General features: G+C 31.6%; 18 protein-coding genes and 3 tRNA genes. 1 reads left to right on the top strand and 20 read right to left on the bottom strand.

Going from position 1 to position 18,488, the window contains the following annotated elements; translation table 11 throughout:
• Nucleotides 1-93 precede the first annotated feature (93 nt).
• From I6U51_RS16630 to I6U51_RS16580, 11 genes are all read right to left on the bottom strand, one after another.
• A tRNA-Thr gene (locus I6U51_RS16630) sits at nucleotides 94-169 on the bottom strand.
• Nucleotides 170-179: 10 nt separating this feature from the next.
• Nucleotides 180-254: transfer RNA gene (locus I6U51_RS16625), tRNA-Gly, on the bottom strand.
• A 78-nt stretch (nucleotides 255-332) separates the two neighbouring features.
• The gene (gene sigH, locus I6U51_RS16620; RefSeq protein ID WP_425489770.1) at nucleotides 333-989 is read right to left on the bottom strand and encodes an RNA polymerase sporulation sigma factor SigH; all 657 of its coding nucleotides are present in this window, start codon (nucleotides 987-989) and stop codon (nucleotides 333-335) included.
• A gap of 58 nt (nucleotides 990-1,047) precedes the next feature.
• The gene (locus tag I6U51_RS16615) at nucleotides 1,048-1,563 is read right to left on the bottom strand and encodes an NYN domain-containing protein (RefSeq protein WP_211143695.1); all 516 of its coding nucleotides are present in this window, start codon (nucleotides 1,561-1,563) and stop codon (nucleotides 1,048-1,050) included.
• On the bottom strand, nucleotides 1,560-2,294 hold the full coding sequence (gene rlmB, locus I6U51_RS16610; RefSeq protein WP_343069691.1) for a 23S rRNA (guanosine(2251)-2'-O)-methyltransferase RlmB: 735 nt from the start codon (nucleotides 2,292-2,294) through the stop codon (nucleotides 1,560-1,562). Before rlmB ends, I6U51_RS16615 begins: the two co-directional genes overlap by 4 nt.
• Before the next feature lie 142 nt (nucleotides 2,295-2,436).
• Nucleotides 2,437-3,171 (bottom strand): FAD-dependent thymidylate synthase, encoded by a 735-nt coding sequence (gene thyX / locus I6U51_RS16605; protein ID WP_211143693.1) that lies wholly within the window; start codon nucleotides 3,169-3,171, stop codon nucleotides 2,437-2,439.
• Complete coding sequence (locus I6U51_RS16600) at nucleotides 3,161-3,598, bottom strand: Mini-ribonuclease 3 (protein WP_211143692.1); 438 nt, start codon at nucleotides 3,596-3,598, stop codon at nucleotides 3,161-3,163. Before I6U51_RS16600 ends, thyX begins: the two co-directional genes overlap by 11 nt.
• A 69-nt stretch (nucleotides 3,599-3,667) precedes the next feature.
• Nucleotides 3,668-5,065, bottom strand: a complete 1,398-nt coding sequence (gene cysS, locus I6U51_RS16595; protein ID WP_211143691.1) for a cysteine--tRNA ligase — start codon at nucleotides 5,063-5,065, stop codon at nucleotides 3,668-3,670.
• 247 nt (nucleotides 5,066-5,312) lie between these two features.
• Nucleotides 5,313-6,011, bottom strand: coding sequence for a 2-C-methyl-D-erythritol 4-phosphate cytidylyltransferase (gene ispD / locus I6U51_RS16590; RefSeq protein WP_211143690.1), 699 nt, complete (start codon nucleotides 6,009-6,011; stop codon nucleotides 5,313-5,315).
• A gap of 1 nt (nucleotide 6,012) precedes the next feature.
• Nucleotides 6,013-7,116 (bottom strand): PIN/TRAM domain-containing protein, encoded by a 1,104-nt coding sequence (locus I6U51_RS16585; RefSeq protein ID WP_211143689.1) that lies wholly within the window; start codon nucleotides 7,114-7,116, stop codon nucleotides 6,013-6,015.
• 111 nt (nucleotides 7,117-7,227) lie between these two features.
• Nucleotides 7,228-7,704 (bottom strand): CarD family transcriptional regulator, encoded by a 477-nt coding sequence (locus I6U51_RS16580; protein WP_211143688.1) that lies wholly within the window; start codon nucleotides 7,702-7,704, stop codon nucleotides 7,228-7,230.
• A 148-nt stretch (nucleotides 7,705-7,852) separates the two neighbouring features.
• Between I6U51_RS16580 and I6U51_RS16575 the strand changes: the two genes are divergently transcribed.
• Nucleotides 7,853-8,257: a nucleoside triphosphate pyrophosphohydrolase family protein gene (locus I6U51_RS16575; RefSeq protein WP_211143687.1), complete on the top strand. Its 405-nt coding sequence runs from the start codon at nucleotides 7,853-7,855 to the stop codon at nucleotides 8,255-8,257.
• A gap of 27 nt (nucleotides 8,258-8,284) precedes the next feature.
• Here the strand turns inward: I6U51_RS16575 and disA are convergent, their stop codons facing one another.
• From disA to I6U51_RS16530, 9 genes are all read right to left on the bottom strand, one after another.
• Nucleotides 8,285-9,358, bottom strand: a complete 1,074-nt coding sequence (gene disA, locus I6U51_RS16570) for a DNA integrity scanning diadenylate cyclase DisA (protein ID WP_178909766.1) — start codon at nucleotides 9,356-9,358, stop codon at nucleotides 8,285-8,287.
• Nucleotides 9,359-9,373: 15 nt separating this feature from the next.
• The gene (gene radA, locus I6U51_RS16565; RefSeq protein WP_211143686.1) at nucleotides 9,374-10,729 is read right to left on the bottom strand and encodes a DNA repair protein RadA; all 1,356 of its coding nucleotides are present in this window, start codon (nucleotides 10,727-10,729) and stop codon (nucleotides 9,374-9,376) included.
• A 139-nt stretch (nucleotides 10,730-10,868) separates the two neighbouring features.
• Nucleotides 10,869-13,304 (bottom strand): ATP-dependent Clp protease ATP-binding subunit, encoded by a 2,436-nt coding sequence (locus tag I6U51_RS16560; RefSeq protein ID WP_211143685.1) that lies wholly within the window; start codon nucleotides 13,302-13,304, stop codon nucleotides 10,869-10,871.
• A 22-nt stretch (nucleotides 13,305-13,326) separates the two neighbouring features.
• Entirely contained in the window at nucleotides 13,327-14,361 is a 1,035-nt protein-coding gene (locus I6U51_RS16555) for a protein arginine kinase (protein ID WP_211143684.1), read from the bottom strand.
• A gap of 15 nt (nucleotides 14,362-14,376) precedes the next feature.
• Nucleotides 14,377-14,895 carry a UvrB/UvrC motif-containing protein gene (locus I6U51_RS16550; RefSeq protein WP_211143683.1) on the bottom strand — a complete coding sequence of 173 codons (519 nt, stop codon included), beginning with the start codon at nucleotides 14,893-14,895 and terminating at the stop codon, nucleotides 14,377-14,379.
• A 75-nt stretch (nucleotides 14,896-14,970) separates the two neighbouring features.
• Nucleotides 14,971-15,435, bottom strand: coding sequence for a CtsR family transcriptional regulator (locus I6U51_RS16545; RefSeq protein ID WP_211143682.1), 465 nt, complete (start codon nucleotides 15,433-15,435; stop codon nucleotides 14,971-14,973).
• Nucleotides 15,436-15,693: 258 nt separating this feature from the next.
• Nucleotides 15,694-15,927: a hypothetical protein gene (locus tag I6U51_RS16540; protein ID WP_211143681.1), complete on the bottom strand. Its 234-nt coding sequence runs from the start codon at nucleotides 15,925-15,927 to the stop codon at nucleotides 15,694-15,696.
• Nucleotides 15,928-16,055: 128 nt separating this feature from the next.
• A complete protein-coding gene (fusA, locus tag I6U51_RS16535; protein ID WP_211143680.1) occupies nucleotides 16,056-18,149 on the bottom strand; it encodes an elongation factor G in 2,094 nt (697 codons plus the stop codon).
• A gap of 241 nt (nucleotides 18,150-18,390) precedes the next feature.
• Nucleotides 18,391-18,465, bottom strand: a tRNA-Asn gene (locus I6U51_RS16530).
• Nucleotides 18,466-18,488 lie beyond the last annotated feature (23 nt).

Genomic DNA, 18,488 nt, shown 5'->3' with positions numbered 1-18,488 from the left:
AATTTAGCTTTTGACATTTTTTTATTCCTCCTCGTTTAGTTACATTTTGTTTAAGTAAACTCACCCTGGTGTGTTGTAAACTTTTTATATTATTGGAGCCCATGACCGGGATTGAACCGGTGACCTCCACCTTACCAAGGTGACGCTCTGCCTACTGAGCTACATGGGCAATTTACTTCTGGAGCGGGAAACGGGGATCGAACCCGCGACAGCTAGCTTGGGAAGCTAGTGTTCTACCGCTGAACTACTCCCGCTCGCGTTAAATCTTCAAAAGGTTATATACCGATTATAAATTTTAATACAAATATATTTTTTTGTCAATATGTATTTTTTTATTTATCGCTTAAACACTTTTCCAATTTTCTTTTCACTCTTTGTAATGCATTATCTATAGACTTTGCATGTCTATCTAAATCACAAGCAATTTCTTGGTATGATTTTCCATCCAAATAAGACATTAAGACTTCCATTTCTAAAGTTGATAATACTTCTCCTATTTCATTTTGAATATGATTTAGTTCTTCTCTGCTAATAATCAACTCTTCCGGGTCAGACACCTTTGCTTCTGATAAAACATCAAGTAAAGTTCTATCAGACTCCTCATCATATATAGGTTTATTTAGAGAAACATATGTATTAAGCGGAATATGCTTCTGACGCGTAGCTGTTTTTATAGCAGTTATTATTTGCCTTGTAACACATAATTCTGCAAAAGCTTTAAATGAAGATAGTTTATCAGGTTTAAAGTCTCTAATTGCCTTATATAGCCCTATCATTCCCTCTTGATATATGTCTTCTTTATCTGCACCTATCAAAAAATAAGATTTAGCCTTGGCCTTCACAAAATTCTCGTATTTATTTATTAAATACTCTTGTGCCCAAGTATCCCCACTTTTGGCCTCTATAACGACTTCCTCATCTAATTTTTCTTGAAAGGAGGAAATTTTTTTATTAATATAACCCCTCTTCTCCAAAGGTATCCCCTCCATAAAAAATATAACATACATATTGATTATACATTATAATTAAATTTTCAGTCAATATATTTTAATTACTTCTGCGAATTTTTTCAAGTTTTTCCAATATGTCCTTATTTATCATATCTTCCAATGAATATTTTTTTTTTGAATAACTTTTTTCTATCTTACTTTTTATCTTTCTTTCAATACCTTTTATTTCATGATAAAACTCAATGGAGGACATCCTTGTAGCACCTCTTTGAAAAACAAGCTGCTGTTCTAATGAATCGGAAGTAACAACACTAACTTCAATTTTTCTTCCTACTTGATTTATCATTCTTTCTATAAAGCTATCAGCTGTCTCTCCCTCTTTGGTAAATACTACAATAACATTCCCATTGCCGAATTTTTCTTTTTTTTCCACACTTCCATTTACCATATGTGCATCAAAAACAATGAAAATTTTATAACCTTTATATGCCGCATAATTACTTAATGTTTCTATAAGTTCACTTCTAGCTGACTCTAGGCTGTAATCTTTTATAATTTTCAATTCAGGCCAACTATTTATAACATTGTATCCATCTACAAAGATATTTTTCACTTTTTATCACATTTTATTTTTTGTTTTAAAATCTCATACATTAATATTCCACCTGCAACCGAAGCATTCAGTGATGATATTTTACCTACCATAGGTATTTTTACAAGTGCGTCACACTTTTCCTTTGTAAGTTTAGAAATGCCTTTACCTTCACTTCCAATTACCAAGGCTACAGCTCCATCAAAATTAACCTCAAAGCAGTTATCTCCATTCATATCTGCTCCATATATCCATATACCCTTTTCCTTTAGCGCATCTATAGCACTATTTAAATTTGTTACTTTAGCAATTTTTGTGTATTCTACAGCCCCAGCTGAAGACTTAAAAACAACAGGAGTTACCCCCACGTTTCTCCTTTTTGGTATAATAATTCCATGCGCTCCACATACTTCAGCAGTTCTTATTATAGACCCAAAGTTGTGAGGATCTTCTATTTCATCAAGAATTATAATAAATGGTTGTTCATTTCTTTCCTTCGCATATTCTAATATATCATCTACATCACAATATTTATATGGAGTGACCTGTGCAATTACTCCCTGATGAGAACCTGTCTGCGAAATTTGATCTAGCTTTTTTCTATCTACATACTTTACAACTACACTTTTTTCTTTAGCTAGAGCTAAAACTACATTTATAGACCCTGAAACATCTCCGTTAGCAACAAATATTTGTTCTATAGTTCTATTTGATCTCAACGCTTCTATAACAGCATTTCTTCCCTCAATAATATCCTCTCTTACTTTAACTTCTTCATTTGCGGGATTTACAGCTGATTGTTTAAAATTTCTATCGTTTCTTACTCTTTTATCTTTAAATACTTTCTTTGTTTCTTTCACACTATTACCTCTTTCATTAATAAATACTTGCTATTTAAATATAGCTTTTTCTAACTTCCTCTATCTTTCCGCAGGTCATTCTACCCTCTGGACATACAGAGTTTAAACAAGATGGTCCACTATGCTTGAAGAGTATAGGGGCTATATCTTTTACTTGTTTTAACATTTCATCCGCAAGTTCTTTTATCTCCCATTGTGCTCTATTACAGCATCTATGCTTAAAAAAGTTCATTAGAGATCTAGCATTCATTGTTACCATTATTTTAGTTTCACATGCATTTGGAAAAACATATCTTGCATCTTCAATTGCTCTCTTTTCTGCTGAAATCGGATCCATTCCATTCTTTATATGCTTATCTTTTAAAATTTCAGTTAATTGACTATAGGCCTCTTGACTTTTTTCCATAGAATCAATAAATATTTTTCTTGCCTCATTATCTTTCTCTATTTCTGGAGGAATTATATATTGAAACTGTTTCAATCTTACATATCTTTGACTTTGCTGTGAATATGATGCCAATCTGTGTCTTACAAGTTGATGAGTTAAACTTCTTGAAACACCTTCTATAGCAAAAGTAAAGGATACATGCTCCACAGGTGATTCATGTCCATATGACATTAACATATTCAAAAACTTTAATGCTTTGTCTTCATCTAAATTCTTTTCTATCTCATCTATTCCAATAGCGCTATAGCACAGCTTAGCTGATGCTGCTATAACCTTCTCTGGATTAGGTGTATGTTCAATTAACTTAACTTTAAGAGCCATTTATATTCCCCCCGTTAATACTTAATTCTATTATCATTTCTAATAAATAATTTAATCTATCTACTTGTTCAGTTATATATAAATAACCTATTAATGTTTCAAATCCTGTTGCAAATTTATATTCTTGAACATTAGCATTTTTAGGAATAGTTCCTGATTTAGAATTCCTTCCTCTTTTAAAGAAGTATATTTCTTCTTCAGTTAGCTCTTCCTCTAGTTTTTTGATAAATTCACTTTGTGCATGAGCTTTTACAAATCCAATTGCCTTTATATGAAGTTTATGTACAGACATATCTCTATTTTTATCTGCTAAATAAGTTCTTACAAAAACTTCATATACAGCGTCTCCAATAAAAGCAAGTACTAATGGATTCATCTGTCTTACATCACCTTTAGTGAATCTTCCTTTCAATAAGCTAAAATCCATCTAAACTCTCCATTCTAAAGATTATTAAACAAATAAATTTTTAGATATTCTGCTTTATTTCAGAATATATTAAGCTTTTTTCCATCTTACGCCTTGCGGTGTATCTTCTAGTACAATTCCTCTTGCTTTTAAATCATCTCTTATTTTATCTGAAAGAGCCCAATCCTTATTCTTTCTAGCCTGTTGTCTTTCCTCTATTAATTTTTCTATTTCTTCTTCTAGACTTCCTTTAGTTGATTTCTGAAGTATTCCTAATGGACTTCCTAATTCTCGTATTAAGTTCAATGAATAATTGACTAATTCCTTGGATGAATCAACTCCCAAGTTTGTATTGATGTCTCTAACTAAATCAAAAATTGTAGATATAGCATCTGCAGTGTTAAAATCATCATCCATTTTTTCTATATACTTTTCTTTATATGAAGCTAAGTCTTTAATATACTGTTTTTCGTCGTCTGTTAATTGTTCTATTTTAACTTCACCTAATAGATTTTCTAAAATTGAAATAGCATTATACAATCTATCTAGTGCTGATTTTGTTGATTCTAATAGCTCTACACTAAAGTTTATCTGAGTTCTGTAATGTCCAGATAACATAAATAATCTTATTACATCTGGTTCATATTTCTCTAATATTTCTCTTGCTGTAAAAAAGTTATTTAGTGACTTTGACATTTTTTGATTATTTACATTAACAAAAGCTGAGTGCATCCAGTACTTAGCAAAAGACTTACCAGTTCTAGCCTCACTTTGTGCTATTTCATTTTCATGGTGTGGAAACGCTAAATCCGATCCTCCAGCATGGATGTCTATAGTTTCTCCCAATAATTTGTAAGCCATACAGGAGCATTCAATATGCCATCCTGGTCTTCCCATTCCCCATGGGCTCTCCCATGCTGGTTCTCCAGGTTTTTGACTTTTCCAAATAGCAAAGTCCATAGGATCTTTTTTTCTTTCATCTATATCAATCCTAGCTCCAGCCTGAAGTTCTTCTAGATTTTGACCTGATAGCTTTCCATAATCGTTAAATTTTTTAGTATTAAAGTATACATCTCCGTTTGTTTCATAAGCATATCCCTTATCTACTAAGTCTTTTACAAAGCTAATTATTTCCCCTATATACTCAGTAGCTCTTGGATTTACTGTGGCTCTTTCTATGTTTAGATTATCTGCATCTTGATAGTATTCTTTTATAAATCTATCTCCCAATTCCTTTACAGTAATATTTTCCTCATTAGCCCTTTTTATCATCTTATCATCTATATCTGTAAAGTTCTGTATAAATCTAACTTTATATCCTCTATATTCAAAATATCTCCTTACTGTATCAAAAACAACAAATGTCCTTGCGTTTCCAATATGAAAAAAGTTGTATACAGTAGGCCCGCATACATACATCTTTACTTCTCCCTCTGTTAAAGGTATAAACTCCTCTTTTCTTCTTGTCATAGTATTAAAAACTTTCATATTAATTTCTACCCCCTGATTGGATATTATATAGTTATATGTTTAGACCTTTGTCTTAAAGTACTAAAATTGTATATGTAAAAATAAATTACATTATTCAACTAACCTAATTACTTAAACATTTTAACACATTATAATAACTTATTTAACCCTTATTACTATTTTTATTTATTAATTATTACCTAAAATAATATAAGCATGCACAGGCATGCTTATATTGAAAAATATTATTTATTTTTATTCTATTTTAATCCTCTTTTTTAATTCTCTTTAATATCCCTTCGGCAACATATAAATCTTCAGGCGTTGTGATTTTTATGTTGTCGTAACTCCCTTCATAAAGATAAACCTTATTACCATAATAATTTGCAACAGCAGTATCATCAGTTACACTTATGCTATCTTTACTTAATTTTTTGTGACACTCTAAAATCATATTATATTTAAAGCATTGTGGTGTTTGAACTGAAAAAAGTCTATTTCTATCAAGTGTATCAACGGAAATTCCTTGAGTGTCCCTAATTTTAATTGTATCTTTCGGTACTACTCCACATGCACATGCATCATATTGTTTAGCGCACCTTATTCCATCTTCAATAATTTTATCATTGACAAAAGGCCTTGCACCATCATGAATTAGAACTATTTCACAATCTTCTATGGCTCTTAATCCATTATAAACGGAATCTTGTCTTTCTTTTCCTCCAGCAACTATTCTAGATACTTTATCAATCTTATACTTTTCTACAATTTCTATTTTACAATAGTCTATCTCATCTTCAGCACATACTATAACTATTTCATCAATTGATTTATTATTTGAGAAAGCAGCTAAAGAGTAATATATTACTGGCTTATTTTTTATATCTAGGAACTGCTTATTAATATTAGCTCCCATTCTTCTGCCTTTCCCTGCAGCCACTATGATTGCACAATTTTTACCCATATTAAGCTTCCTCTTTCTGTTTTGCAAAGATCATTCTTCCTGCTGCTGTCTGTAAAACCGATGTAACAACTACATCCTTTGTTTCACCTATATATTTTCTTCCGCCCTCTACTACTATCATTGTACCATCATCTAGGTAGGCAACACCTTGACCAGACTCTTTTCCATCTTTAATTATTTGTATTCTCATTTCTTCTCCTGGTAAAACTACAGGTTTTACGGCATTCGCTAACTCATTTATGTTTAAAACCGGAACTCCCTGAAACTCTGCAACTTTATTTAAGTTATAATCATTAGTTACAACTTTTCCATTCAAAACTTGAGCAAGCTTTAATAATTTGCTATCTACCTCTGCTATATCAGGAAAGTCTTTTTCGTATATTTGAACCTCTATATTTAGTTCCTTTTGTATTTTATTTAATATATCAAGACCTCTTCTTCCCCTGTTTCTCTTTAACCCATCAGAGGAATCAGCTATATGTCTTAACTCTTCCAACACAAAGTTCGGTATAACTAGAGACCCTTCAACAAATCCTGTCTGGCATATATCAAATATTCTTCCATCTATTATCACAGATGTATCTAAAACCTTAGGATATCCTCTATAGTCACCTTTAGACTTCTTGTCTTTTCCTGTCGCAGCCTTTTTTATACCAATGCTTGAGATTAGACTTATTAACTCTTCTCTTCTTCTTATAGCTATATTTGCACCTAAAGCGGCCATGATAACAGCTACAACAACGGCTAGTACTGCCCCTATAATAGGTATACGGGCTAAAAGATTTACAAATAATGCAGCTACTGCAAGACCAATTATAGCTCCCATAGTACCAAACAATATTTCAGTTGCCGGCAGTTTTTGTATGCTTTTTTCAATATAGTCCATAACTTTAATTATAAGTGAATTAATCCAAGGCGATATTAAAAATAATATGATTCCAAAAAGTATTGTTGATAGAATTAAAAATAATATTGTTTTTATAGGACTGTTACTAAAGTAGCCTGAGTTTAAAAAATAGTTATTATGGATTATCTCATCTCCAATTAAATAACCTAGCAACAATCCTATTATTGTAAAAAGTCCTCTTAATAATTTTTTTAGCATTTACTCACCTCCTTTAAGATTATTAACATTTTTTTCATTTTTAAATCCTATTAATATCTAATATATATTAATAAATTATTTTTTTCAATAAAAGTTAAATCTTTTAATAAATTATTTACCTAAATTTCTTATTTGAGCTATTGCTTCCTCCATATTTATATCTAAAACCAATACTATTTCACTTGCTACCATGTTTTCTGCATTACAGAGTATTTTTTTCTCGCCCGGTGGAAGCATTCCTTGATTTTTTAGATAATATAAATCTCTTATAACCTCGCACATCTTAAATAAATCACCATCCTTAATTTTATCGTTGTTTAATCTATATCTTTTACTCCACTTTCTTTCAATGTCTGTTGGTTTATTACTGATTATAGCCATGGCCCTCTCTAATTCTTCTTTTTTTACAATGCTTCTAATTCTATAACCTGCAATCTTATCTTCAGGAATAAATAAATCTATATCATTAAGCAAAAAAGATATGCTTATATACTTTTTATTTATATCGTAGTTTTTTTTATCTTCTAAATCCTTCATAATACCTGCCCCATAATTTGGAACAAATACTTTTTGTCCACAATTTAACATTATAATCCCCCTATCCATAAAAGTGTTCTTGATTTATTATATAGGAGTAATGTAAAATTCGTACTATGCTTTATTGACAAAATTATCTGAAAAAAATTATAATTAATTTATGAACCTTTACTTAAATCTTTATAAGGAGTTGAACCTCATGAAAGATGTAATTTTTGATGATTTCCAGAACGCAGTAAATGATTCTTTAATAAGACACAAAAGTATTTTGGATATACTAACTAAATTTCAAGAGTCTAATGGAAGAATAAACAGAGCTGTTGCAAAATCGATTACTAATTGTGGCTGTATAAATGTTGCTGCTAAAAAACAACAAATGCCTGAAGATAATGATGATATTAATATAGAGTCCTTGAAAGACTGCCTACAAACTCACATTGATGGTAATCTATGTGACAATTGCAGAGAAGTAATTGAGCGCGAAATTGGAAACAATCTCTTTTACTTAACATCTCTTTGTAATATTCTCGATTTAAACTTATATGATGTTCTTATAAAAGAATATGATAAAATAAATACCTTAGGCAAATATACATTTAGATAAAAAATTAGCACAAAATAATGCCTGACATTATTTTGTGCTAAAGTTATTATCTATCATAATTTGCTCTCTAAGTCTTCTAAGTCCATTTTTTATAGCTCTAGCTCTTGCTTCTCCGATTCCCTCAACCTTATCTAACTGTTCATATGACGCTTCCATCACACCTTTAAGCTCTTTGAAATTTTTCACTAGATTTTCTATTACGTTAGTTGGTATTCTAGGTATCTTATTTAGCATTCTATATCCCCTAGGTGATATAAGTGTATCTACTAATGGTACACCTATATATCCTAATGCTTTTGATATATACTCTAAGTTTAGTATCTCTTCCGAAGTCATTGCCTGTATTTGCTTATATACTTCATTAAAATCTATGTTGTTCTGACAATAGTCTCTAATTAATAGTATTCCATCTTGTTCCACACTTTTTATAAGTTCATTCAACTGCATCGAAATAAGTCTTCCTTCGTTTCCTAACTCACATATATATCTCTCGATTTCTAGTACAATTCTCATAACCATCTCAGTTCTCTGTATTCCAGTTATTACATCAAATAAGGTTACTAAATCTTGAAACTCAAGTATATTTAAGTTACTAACAACTCTATCTAAAACTGCTACATATTTCTCTAAAGTTTGAATCGCTTGATTAGCTCTTCCAAGGATTATACTGCTATCTCTTAGCACATATTTAATGCTTCCTTTATATACAGTAATTATATGCCTTCTCTGGGATATAGCAACAACTATAGCGCCTGTTTGCTTAGCTACCCTGTCTGCAGTTCTATGTCTAGTTCCTGTCTCAAAAGTAGGAATACTTGAGTCTGGAATAAGCTGAGCATTGGCATATATAATTTTTTTCAAATCACTACTGAGAATTAAGGCTCCATCCATTTTAGCAAGCTCATATACGTATGAAGGACTGTATTCAGAATTTATTGTGAATCCCCCATCAACGATTTTTAATATATGCTCACTGTCGCCCAACACCAGAAGTCCACCTGTCTTAGCCCTAAGTATATTTTCAAGCCCATCTCTGAGTTGTGTACCTGGAGCTAACAGTTTAAGTATACTCATTAATTCTTTATCTTTTTCTAATCTCAACATAATCACCCTATATTAAAATACTTTATTTACCGCTTCCCTAAGAGATGATACAGAAATACTATTAATATTCTTATTTCTTATCTTCTCTACATTTCTCATTGGTATTATTACATTTTTAAATCCCATCTTATGTGCTTCATTTACAAGTCTATCACAAAATGCTACTGGTCTTACTTCACCTGTTAACCCAATTTCTCCAACCACCAATAGTTTTTCTAGGCCTATTTCTTTAGATTTTACACTTGATATAAGCGCCAACGCAAGCCCTAAATCTCCAAATGTTCCTTCAATATTAAGTCCACCGACAACATTTATATAAACATCTGAATTATAAAATGGTATTTTAAGTTTTTTCTCCAGAACTGCTAGTATAAGATTTAACCTAGAGGCATCTACCCCTACTGCGGTTCTTCTAGGCATAACTGCCTTTGTTTCACTGACTAAGGCTTGTATTTCAACTAGAATTGGTCTCGTTCCTTCCATAACACCTATAACTACTGATCCTTCTTTTTGAAATTCAGTTTCTTCGAGAAATACTTCTGATGGGTTAGATATTTCTTCAAGCCCACTTTCCCTCATTTCAAAAACTCCAATTTCACTGGTAGTTCCAAAACGGTTCTTTAAGGTTCTAAGTATCCTGAACTCCTCTGTTCTTTGCCCCTCAAAGGACAAAACTGTATCTACCATATGTTCAAGTACTCTAGGTCCAGCTAATTCACCTTGCTTAGTAACGTGTGCCACAATAAAAAACGATATGCCTTTGCTCTTCCCCATATGCATAATATCGTTAGCACTTTCTCGAACTTGAGACACACTTCCTGGAGCAGAGCTAACTGATTGCTTAAAAAGAGTTTGTATAGAATCTATAATTACGAATACAGGCTTTGTGTCTTCTATATGTTCCTGTATTTGCTCTAGATTTGTTTCCGAAACTACGTAAAGATTTTCCGATATTGTATCAAGTCTATCTCCTCTCATTTTTATTTGCTCCTCAGACTCCTCACCTGACACATATAAAACTTTCCCATATTTTTGTGATATATTATTAGCTGTCTGTAAAAGCAACGTTGATTTTCCTATTCCTGGTGCTCCAGATATCAATGTAAGAGAACCCTTAACTAATCCTCCTCCTAAGACCCTGTTTAATTCTGTTATTCCCGTATCAAATCTTTCGTATTCACTAGACTTTATGCTAGCTATATTTTTGGGAACACTTCCAGATTTTAAAGGGTTAAATGCTAAATTATTTACTGATTTAATTTCTTCAACTAAGCTATTCCATGTGCTACAATTTGGACATTTCCCCAACCATTTAGGGGATTCATACCCACATTCTTGGCAAACAAACGTGGTCTTATTTTTCGCCACTAAAACCATCTCCTTCTATACAAAATATAATTATACAGTATTGAGACCGAATGTTGTCAATAATAAATAAAATTTTAAAAAAATTAAAAAACAATGTGTAACTCCTAATCTTTACACATTGTTTTTACTTAATTAGATATTAACTTTTATTGAATTCTAATTGTCCGTCTTTCACACTGACAACTACCTTATCTCCTTTTTTAACGCTACCTTTTAACATTTCTTCAGAAAGCTTATCTTCTACAATTTTTGTTATGGCTCTTCTAAGAGGTCTTGCACCGTATGTTAGATCAAAACCTTCTTTTGCAAGTAATTCTTCTGATTCTACTGTAAAATTAATATCAATTTCTTGTTCCTTTAATCTTTCTGATACAGTATCTAACATCAATCTTACAATTTGCTTTAAATCTTCTTCTTGAAGTTGGTGGAATACTATGATATCATCAATTCTATTTAAAAATTCAGGTCTGAATGAGCGTCTAAGCTCTTCCATTACATTTTCCTTCATTTTTTCGTATTCATTCTGCTTCGCACTTTCATCTCCAAAAGCAAATCCCATTGATTTTTGCTTTTTAATTGTAGACGCACCAACATTGGACGTCATTATTATTATAGTGTTTTTAAAATTAACCGTTTTCCCTTTACTATCTGTAAGTCTTCCATCTTCGAGTATCTGTAGAAGAATATTAAATACCTCTGGATGAGCTTTTTCTATCTCGTCAAACAATACGACAGAATAAGGATTCCTTCTTACTTTTTCAGTTAATTGACCACCTTCATCAAAACCAACATATCCTGGAGGAGACCCTACCAATCTTGATACTGTATGCTTTTCCATGTATTCAGACATATCAATTCTGATCATATTATTTTCATCACCAAACATTGCTTCTGCTAACGCCTTTGAGAGCTCTGTTTTTCCTACCCCTGTTGGTCCTAAGAATATAAATGACCCTATCGGTCTCTTTGGATCCTTGAGTCCTACTCTAGCTCTTCTTACAGCTCTTGATATAGATTTTACAGCCTCATCTTGCCCAATCACTCTTTTATGAAGAATTTCTTCTAGTTTTAATAATCTCTCCGATTCTCTTTCAGTCAACTTTTCTAGAGGAATATTAGTCCACTTTGAAACAACTGCCGCTATTTGCGCCTCGCTCACAGTAAGATTTGAAACTTCCTTCTTGGTATTCCAGTTAGCTTTCAAGCCTTCTAGTTTATCTTTTATTTCTTTTTCTTTATCTCTTAATCTTGCTGCCTTTTCAAAATCCTGAACCCTTATTGAGTCTTCTTTTTCTTTAGTAGTTTTCTCAAGATCGCTTTCTAACTTTTTCAAGTCTGGTGGCGCTATTAAGTTTTCAATTCTTACTTTGGCTGCTGCTTCATCAATTAAATCTATTGCTTTATCTGGTAAATATCTATCAGTAATATATCTATCTGATAAATTTACAGCCGCATCTATAGCGTCATCTGTGATCTTTACTCTATGGTGTGCTTCGTATTTATCTCTTAATCCCTTCAATATAAGCACAGCCTCTTCCTTATTAGGTTCTCCAACCATAATTGGCTGAAACCTTCTTTCTAACGCAGCATCTTTTTCTATATATTTTCTATATTCATCTATAGTAGTGGCACCTATACACTGTATTTCTCCTCTAGCCAATGCGGGCTTTAATATATTAGAAGCGTCTATAGCACCCTCGGCTGCACCAGCACCTATTATGGTATGAATTTCATCAATAAATAATATAACGCTTCCAGATTTTCTTAATTCATCCATGACCTTTTTTAGTCTTTCTTCAAATTCACCTCTATATTTTGATCCTGCAACCATTGAAGATAAGTCTAATGTTACAACTCTTTTATTTCTAAGTATTTCAGGAATGTTTCCTGAAACTATTCTTTGTGCTAAACCTTCTGCTATTGCCGTTTTACCTACACCAGGATCTCCTATTAAACATGGATTATTCTTAGTTCTTCTACATAAAATTTCTAAAACTCTCTGTGTTTCCTTTTCTCTACCCACTACTGGATCAAGCTTTCCTTCTCTGGCCATTTCAGTTAAATCTCTACCAAATTGATCTAACGTAGGCGTTGGCTCATTGTTTGCTTTACCTAAGTCACTAGTACTTGCTGATTGTTCTCCTGAAAGGTTGTCAATTAACTCTTTTCTTAATTTATCAAAGTCAGCACTTAAGTTATTTAGTATTGTAAACGCAACTCCTTCTGCTTCTCTTATAAGCGCTAGTAATATATGCTCCGGGCTTATATAATTATGGTTTAAATTTCTAGCCTCAAGTAGACTTAGCTCTAATAATCTCTTGGTTCTAGGGGTAAGGGGAATTTCATTTTTATATAAGTCGATATCGCCTTTACCTTCATATTCTTCCACTAAATTTCTTACAGCCTCTACATTAATGCCCATATCATTTAAAAACTTTTTAGCTACTCCATCTTCTCTTAATATTCCTAATAGAATATGCTCTGTTCCAACATAACCATGTTGAAGCGCTTGTGCTTCTTCTTGAGCATAAAAAAGAACTTTTTGTGCTCTTTCAGTAAACCTTCCAAACATCATCTTAAAATAACCTCCCTTAATATCATAATATCACTTTAGCTAATCGTCCTTTAACGAGTTTAGCTCTGTTAAGTTCTATTTCTTTATTTAATAATTTTTCTTTGTGAATCTGTTGTATAGATGCTGGCTGCGTATCTACAAGAAGATTGTTTAATATAACATTATCTACATCTTTAATTATTCCCATTTCTACGCCTAATCTTACATCTGATAAAAGTTTTATGCATTCATTTGAGCTTAATAGTACCGCAGACTTCAACATACCTAAAGCTCTATAAATTTTGTCCTCTATTTCATATTTATAATTTTTAATTAGATCTTCTCTTAAAAGATTTTCTTCATTAATAATCTGTTTTACAACTGCTTCTAAGTTACTTATAATTTCTTCTTCACTAAGCCCTAGCGTAACTTGATTTGATATCTGATATATATTACCATAAGCCTTGGAACCTTCACCATATAATCCTCTTACTGTCATACCAACTTGTGAGACAGCATTTATAACTCCGTTCATTTTATTGTTTAAGGACAGTGTTGGAAGATGAATCATAACAGATGCTCTAAGACCTGTTCCAATATTAGTAGGACATGATGTTATATATCCAAGCTTTTCATCAAAGGCATAACTCAGCTTTTCTTCAAGTAAATTATCAATTTTATTACTTAAATCATATGCCTCTTCCAGATTCAAACTAGATGTAATACACTGAATTCTTATATGATCTTCCTCATTTACCATAACGCTTACAGTTTCATTTTTATCTGTTATAAAAGCTGCTTTATCACTATTATTAATCAAGTTTTTACTTATTAAGTGTCTTTCTAAATAAACTTGATTTGCAATTATGTCTCTATCACACAAATAATTAGTTACATATTCTTCCCTCATATGAACTGACCTGTAAAAAGCATCCTCAACTAGCGGCACTACCTCTCTTCCCTTTTCTACACTCAATTTATGTGGAAAAGGCATTTTGTCAATATTCCTGGCAAGTCTTATTCTGCTGCTTAATACAAGATCATCTCTTTTCCCTTGATACTTTATCCAATTTTCCATACTTGATCTAACCTCCTATTTTTGATCATTTTGTATCTTTCTGATTAAATCTCTTATTTCTGCAGCTTTTTCATACTCCTCTGCAGTTATGGCCTTTTGGAGGTCTTCCTTTAGTTTCAATAGTTTCTTCTTTTCAATTATATCTCTACCTAACTTCTTAGGAATCTTTCCAGTGTGTTCAATATTTCCTTGAACTCTCTTTATAATAGGATTTATCATTTCACTGAAACTTTTATAACATTCACTGCATCCAGCCAAACCTCTTTGTTTAAATTCACTATAGGTAGTTCCACAGTTTTCACAATAACTATATGGTTTTTTTGCATCCTTATCTATATTGCCTACATGTTCCATTATTCCGCTCAATATATTTTGAAAGGTAAAGGATGAAGAGATATCTATAGGACTATAAAAATTTAATTCTCCTTTATCCTTTGCACATTTTTCGCACAAATTTAATTCTTTTTTATCTCCATTTAATATTTTAGTTATGTGAACAGTAGCCTCATTTTTTTTACATAGGTCACATACCATGTTATCACCTCTTTATGCTATTGCAAATTTTCATATTATAACCATTATATCATATATTTTACAGACAAAAATAATCTATTCTTTGTTTAAAATTATCATAATTACAGATTTTAAAATATCTGCTCTTAATCTATTTCTATTATCATTAGCAGCAATTAAAGTTCTATCATTTAAAACAACTCTTAGCATATCTGCCTCAGTTTTAGTTATCATTTGTGCTTCAAACAATCCATTTATTACCTGATATGCTGAATTATATGTTATACTATCTCCTATTTTCTCATTTATACTCTCCATAAAGGAATCATCATTTCTTACTTCTAATCGTCTTATAATAATACAGCCACCGCCACCTCTTTTACTTTCAATGTAGTATCCTTTATTAGTAGTAAATCTAGTGGTTAGCACATAATTAATTTGAGATGGAGCACAACTGAAGTAATTGGCCAATTCATTTCGCACAATTTGCAACTGGCTTTCTCTACTTTCATTTAACATAGCTTTAATAAACTCTTCAATCTCATCTGATAGTCTAGCCATAAAAACACCTTCCTGACTTTGTCTTTCTTTGACCTTTATTTAATATTAATACTATTATTATCTTTATACAATATCTGTATTATCTCAAATTTTAATTTTATCCTAATTATTCTTTATATTCGTTTAAATTACTTCTGTTTTTAAAATTATTCTTTATAAACCCCATATTATTTCAATTTATAGATATAAAAGTATGCTCCTACATAAATACTAAACAAATAACTGTCTCAATTTTTACTTCTTAAGACAGCTATCAGTTTAATTACTTTTGGACGCTTTGATATAATATCTTCCATTATGCTTATTACAATCTAAATCAACGGTAAAACTATTATTTTCCAGCATTTGCTTTACTATATTAATGTTTTCCGCATTATTCTCAATACTTATTGTAAGATTATCATCTTTATCAACTATAGCAATATAATCATAAATGCTACTATAATCGGCTAAACTTATCTTACCGTTTATGTTCATTTGGTATTCTGACATAAAACCTCTCCCTTGCTAAGCTTACTACAAGCAAACTAATAATCTTATTTTTTCTAATGAGCCATTAAATTATACAAAATACAGAATAAGAGCTCCAATATCTATATTGGAGCTCTCTTTATTATTTTCTATTCTTCTACCTTAGCTTTTATTTTTTTAGCTTCATCTATTATCTTATTTACCTCTGTAGCTGGAACCTCTTCATACCTTTCAAATTTCATTGTAAAACTTCCTCTTGCCTGAGTCATTGATCTTAGATCTGTGGCATACTTAAACATTTCTCCTTGAGGAATCTCTGCTATTATTTTTTGATTATCTTCAAATGTTTCCATCCCCAAAACTCTTCCTCTTTTTTTATTTATATCTCCAATTATATCTCCCATATAATACTCTGGAACCAATACTTCTACATGCATAACTGGCTCTAAAAGTATAGGTTGGGCTTCCATCAGTCCTTTCTTGTAAGCTAAAGATGCAGCAACCTTAAATGCCATTTCCGATGAGTCAACAGGATGATACGATCCATCATGTAGTGTAGCCTTTAATCTTATTACAGGATATCCAGCTAAAACACCACGTTGTATGCATTCTTTTAATCCTTTTTCAACTGCTGGAATGTATTGTCTTGGAACAACACCACCAACTACCTGATCAACAAATTGTAATTCATCTTCTCCATCCAGTCTAGGCTCAAACTTAATTTTTACATCTCCATATTGGCCATGTCCACCGGATTGCTTTTTATGTTTACCTTGAACATCAGCAACTTTTTTTATCGTTTCTCTGTAAGGCACCTTTGGTGTTTGAAGTAGTACATCTGCTCCAAACTTGCTTTTCAATTTACATGCAATTACATCTAGGTGAGTTTCTCCTAACCCCGAAACTATTGACTCTGCATTCTCTAAATCTCTTGATACCTTAAATGTAGGGTCTTCTTCTAATAACTTATTCAATCCATTAGAAATTTTGTCTTCATCATTTTTGGATTTTGGTAAAACAGCCATTGACATTGATGGCTCAGGGAATTCTATATTTTCAAAAGTTACTGGATTAGATACGTCGCATAGTGTATCCCCAGTACTTGTAAATTGTAATTTTGAAACAGCACCAATGTCTCCAGCTATTATTTCACTAACAGGGGTTTGCATCTTACCTTTCAAGAAATACATTGTTCCAATTTTCTCTGATTTATCTTTGTTGGCATTATATACCATTGAGTCCGATTTAATTTTACCAGTAATAACTTTAAATAATGATAACTTTCCAACAAATGGATCTGCTATTGTCTTAAATACAAATGCTGATAATGGCGCATTTTCATCAAATTTAATACTCTTTTCAGAATCATTCTTTAAATCCTTAGCTTTTAATGGCTCTGCATTTGCAGGAGATGGGAAACATTCTACTATATCTTCCAGTAATGTTTCAATACCAATACCACTAAATGCGGATCCACACATTACAGGGGTAATTTCGCCTTTAGCGCAACCATTTATAAGCCCATTGTATATTTCTTCATCGCTTAGAGTCCCTTCACTAAAATACTTATCTAGTAAAGCTTCATCAGTTTCAGCTACGGCTTCTACAATCATATTTTTACATTGATCTATCTTATCAATTAATTCATTAGGTATATCTGCTTCATGCATAAGATGAGTTTTTTTATCAAATATCCTAGCTTTTCTAGAAATAACGTTTATAACTCCTGAAAAGTTTTCTTCATTTCCTATTGGATACTGAACTGGCACTACTGATATACCAAACTTTTCTTTTAAACCTGATAGTACTTTATCAAAATTGGAATTTTCTCTATCCAATTTGTTTACATATAATGCTCTAGGTAATCTATACTTATTCACATACCCCCAAGATTTTTCTGTGCCTACTTGAATACCAGAAACTCCGGATACAACAATCATAGCTACATCTGCTGCTCTTAGTCCTTGAAATGTTTCTCCTATAAAATCAAAATATCCTGGCATATCAATTAAATTTATTTTAACATCCTCCCATTCGCATGGAGCTACTGAAGTAGATATAGATATCTTTCTTCTTTTTTCTTCAGCATCATAATCACTAATAGTATTTCCTTCTTCAATTTTTCCAAATCTATCTGTAGCCTTAGTATAATAAAGTATTGCTTCCGTTAAAGTAGTTTTTCCTGAGCCACTGTGCCCTATTACTCCTACATTTCTTAAATTTTTCGTTGAATAGTTTTTCATAAGCAATTCCCCCTCTTACTTTTAAGCTTAATTATATATTCTATTTTTAATTTAAAAATCCTTTCAAGTTTATGAAATTTTCTAAATTATTTGATTATATATATATTTCCATATACTCCATATTTTATGCGCGTATATGGAAATTATTAAAACTTTTTTATCTAAAACAAAAAAACATACTAGCTATCTTTAACTAGTATGCTTTCAATCAAATAATATTATTATATACAAAAAATAAAAATGGCTCCGTGGAGAGGATTCGAACCTCCAACCCTTCGGTTAACAGCCGAATGCTCCACCATTGAGCTACCACGGAACATTTAACCTGGCGACGACCTA

This window comes from Clostridium aciditolerans (genome assembly GCF_016316925.1).
GTDB lineage: Bacteria > Bacillota > Clostridia > Clostridiales > Clostridiaceae > Clostridium_AM > Clostridium_AM aciditolerans.
This window is presented reverse-complemented; position numbering and strand designations above follow the sequence as displayed.

Excerpts from the sequence above, each read along its gene's own strand:
- sigH (WP_425489770.1), bottom strand. The coding sequence starts at position 989 with ATGGAGGGGATACCTTTGGAGAAGAGGGGTTATATTAATAAAAAAATT.
- thyX (WP_211143693.1), bottom strand. The coding sequence starts at position 3,171 with ATGGCTCTTAAAGTTAAGTTAATTGAACATACACCTAATCCAGAGAAG.
- I6U51_RS16600 (WP_211143692.1), bottom strand. The coding sequence starts at position 3,598 with ATGGATTTTAGCTTATTGAAAGGAAGATTCACTAAAGGTGATGTAAGA.
- cysS (WP_211143691.1), bottom strand. The coding sequence starts at position 5,065 with ATGAAAGTTTTTAATACTATGACAAGAAGAAAAGAGGAGTTTATACCT.
- ispD (WP_211143690.1), bottom strand. The coding sequence starts at position 6,011 with ATGGGTAAAAATTGTGCAATCATAGTGGCTGCAGGGAAAGGCAGAAGA.
- I6U51_RS16585 (WP_211143689.1), bottom strand. The coding sequence starts at position 7,116 with ATGCTAAAAAAATTATTAAGAGGACTTTTTACAATAATAGGATTGTTG.
- I6U51_RS16580 (WP_211143688.1), bottom strand. The coding sequence starts at position 7,704 with ATGTTAAATTGTGGACAAAAAGTATTTGTTCCAAATTATGGGGCAGGT.
- I6U51_RS16575 (WP_211143687.1), top strand. The coding sequence starts at position 7,853 with ATGAAAGATGTAATTTTTGATGATTTCCAGAACGCAGTAAATGATTCT.
- I6U51_RS16560 (WP_211143685.1), bottom strand. The coding sequence starts at position 13,304 with ATGATGTTTGGAAGGTTTACTGAAAGAGCACAAAAAGTTCTTTTTTAT.
- I6U51_RS16555 (WP_211143684.1), bottom strand. The coding sequence starts at position 14,361 with ATGGAAAATTGGATAAAGTATCAAGGGAAAAGAGATGATCTTGTATTA.
- I6U51_RS16550 (WP_211143683.1), bottom strand. The coding sequence starts at position 14,895 with ATGGTATGTGACCTATGTAAAAAAAATGAGGCTACTGTTCACATAACT.
- I6U51_RS16545 (WP_211143682.1), bottom strand. The coding sequence starts at position 15,435 with ATGGCTAGACTATCAGATGAGATTGAAGAGTTTATTAAAGCTATGTTA.
- I6U51_RS16540 (WP_211143681.1), bottom strand. The coding sequence starts at position 15,927 with ATGTCAGAATACCAAATGAACATAAACGGTAAGATAAGTTTAGCCGAT.
- fusA (WP_211143680.1), bottom strand. The coding sequence starts at position 18,149 with ATGAAAAACTATTCAACGAAAAATTTAAGAAATGTAGGAGTAATAGGG.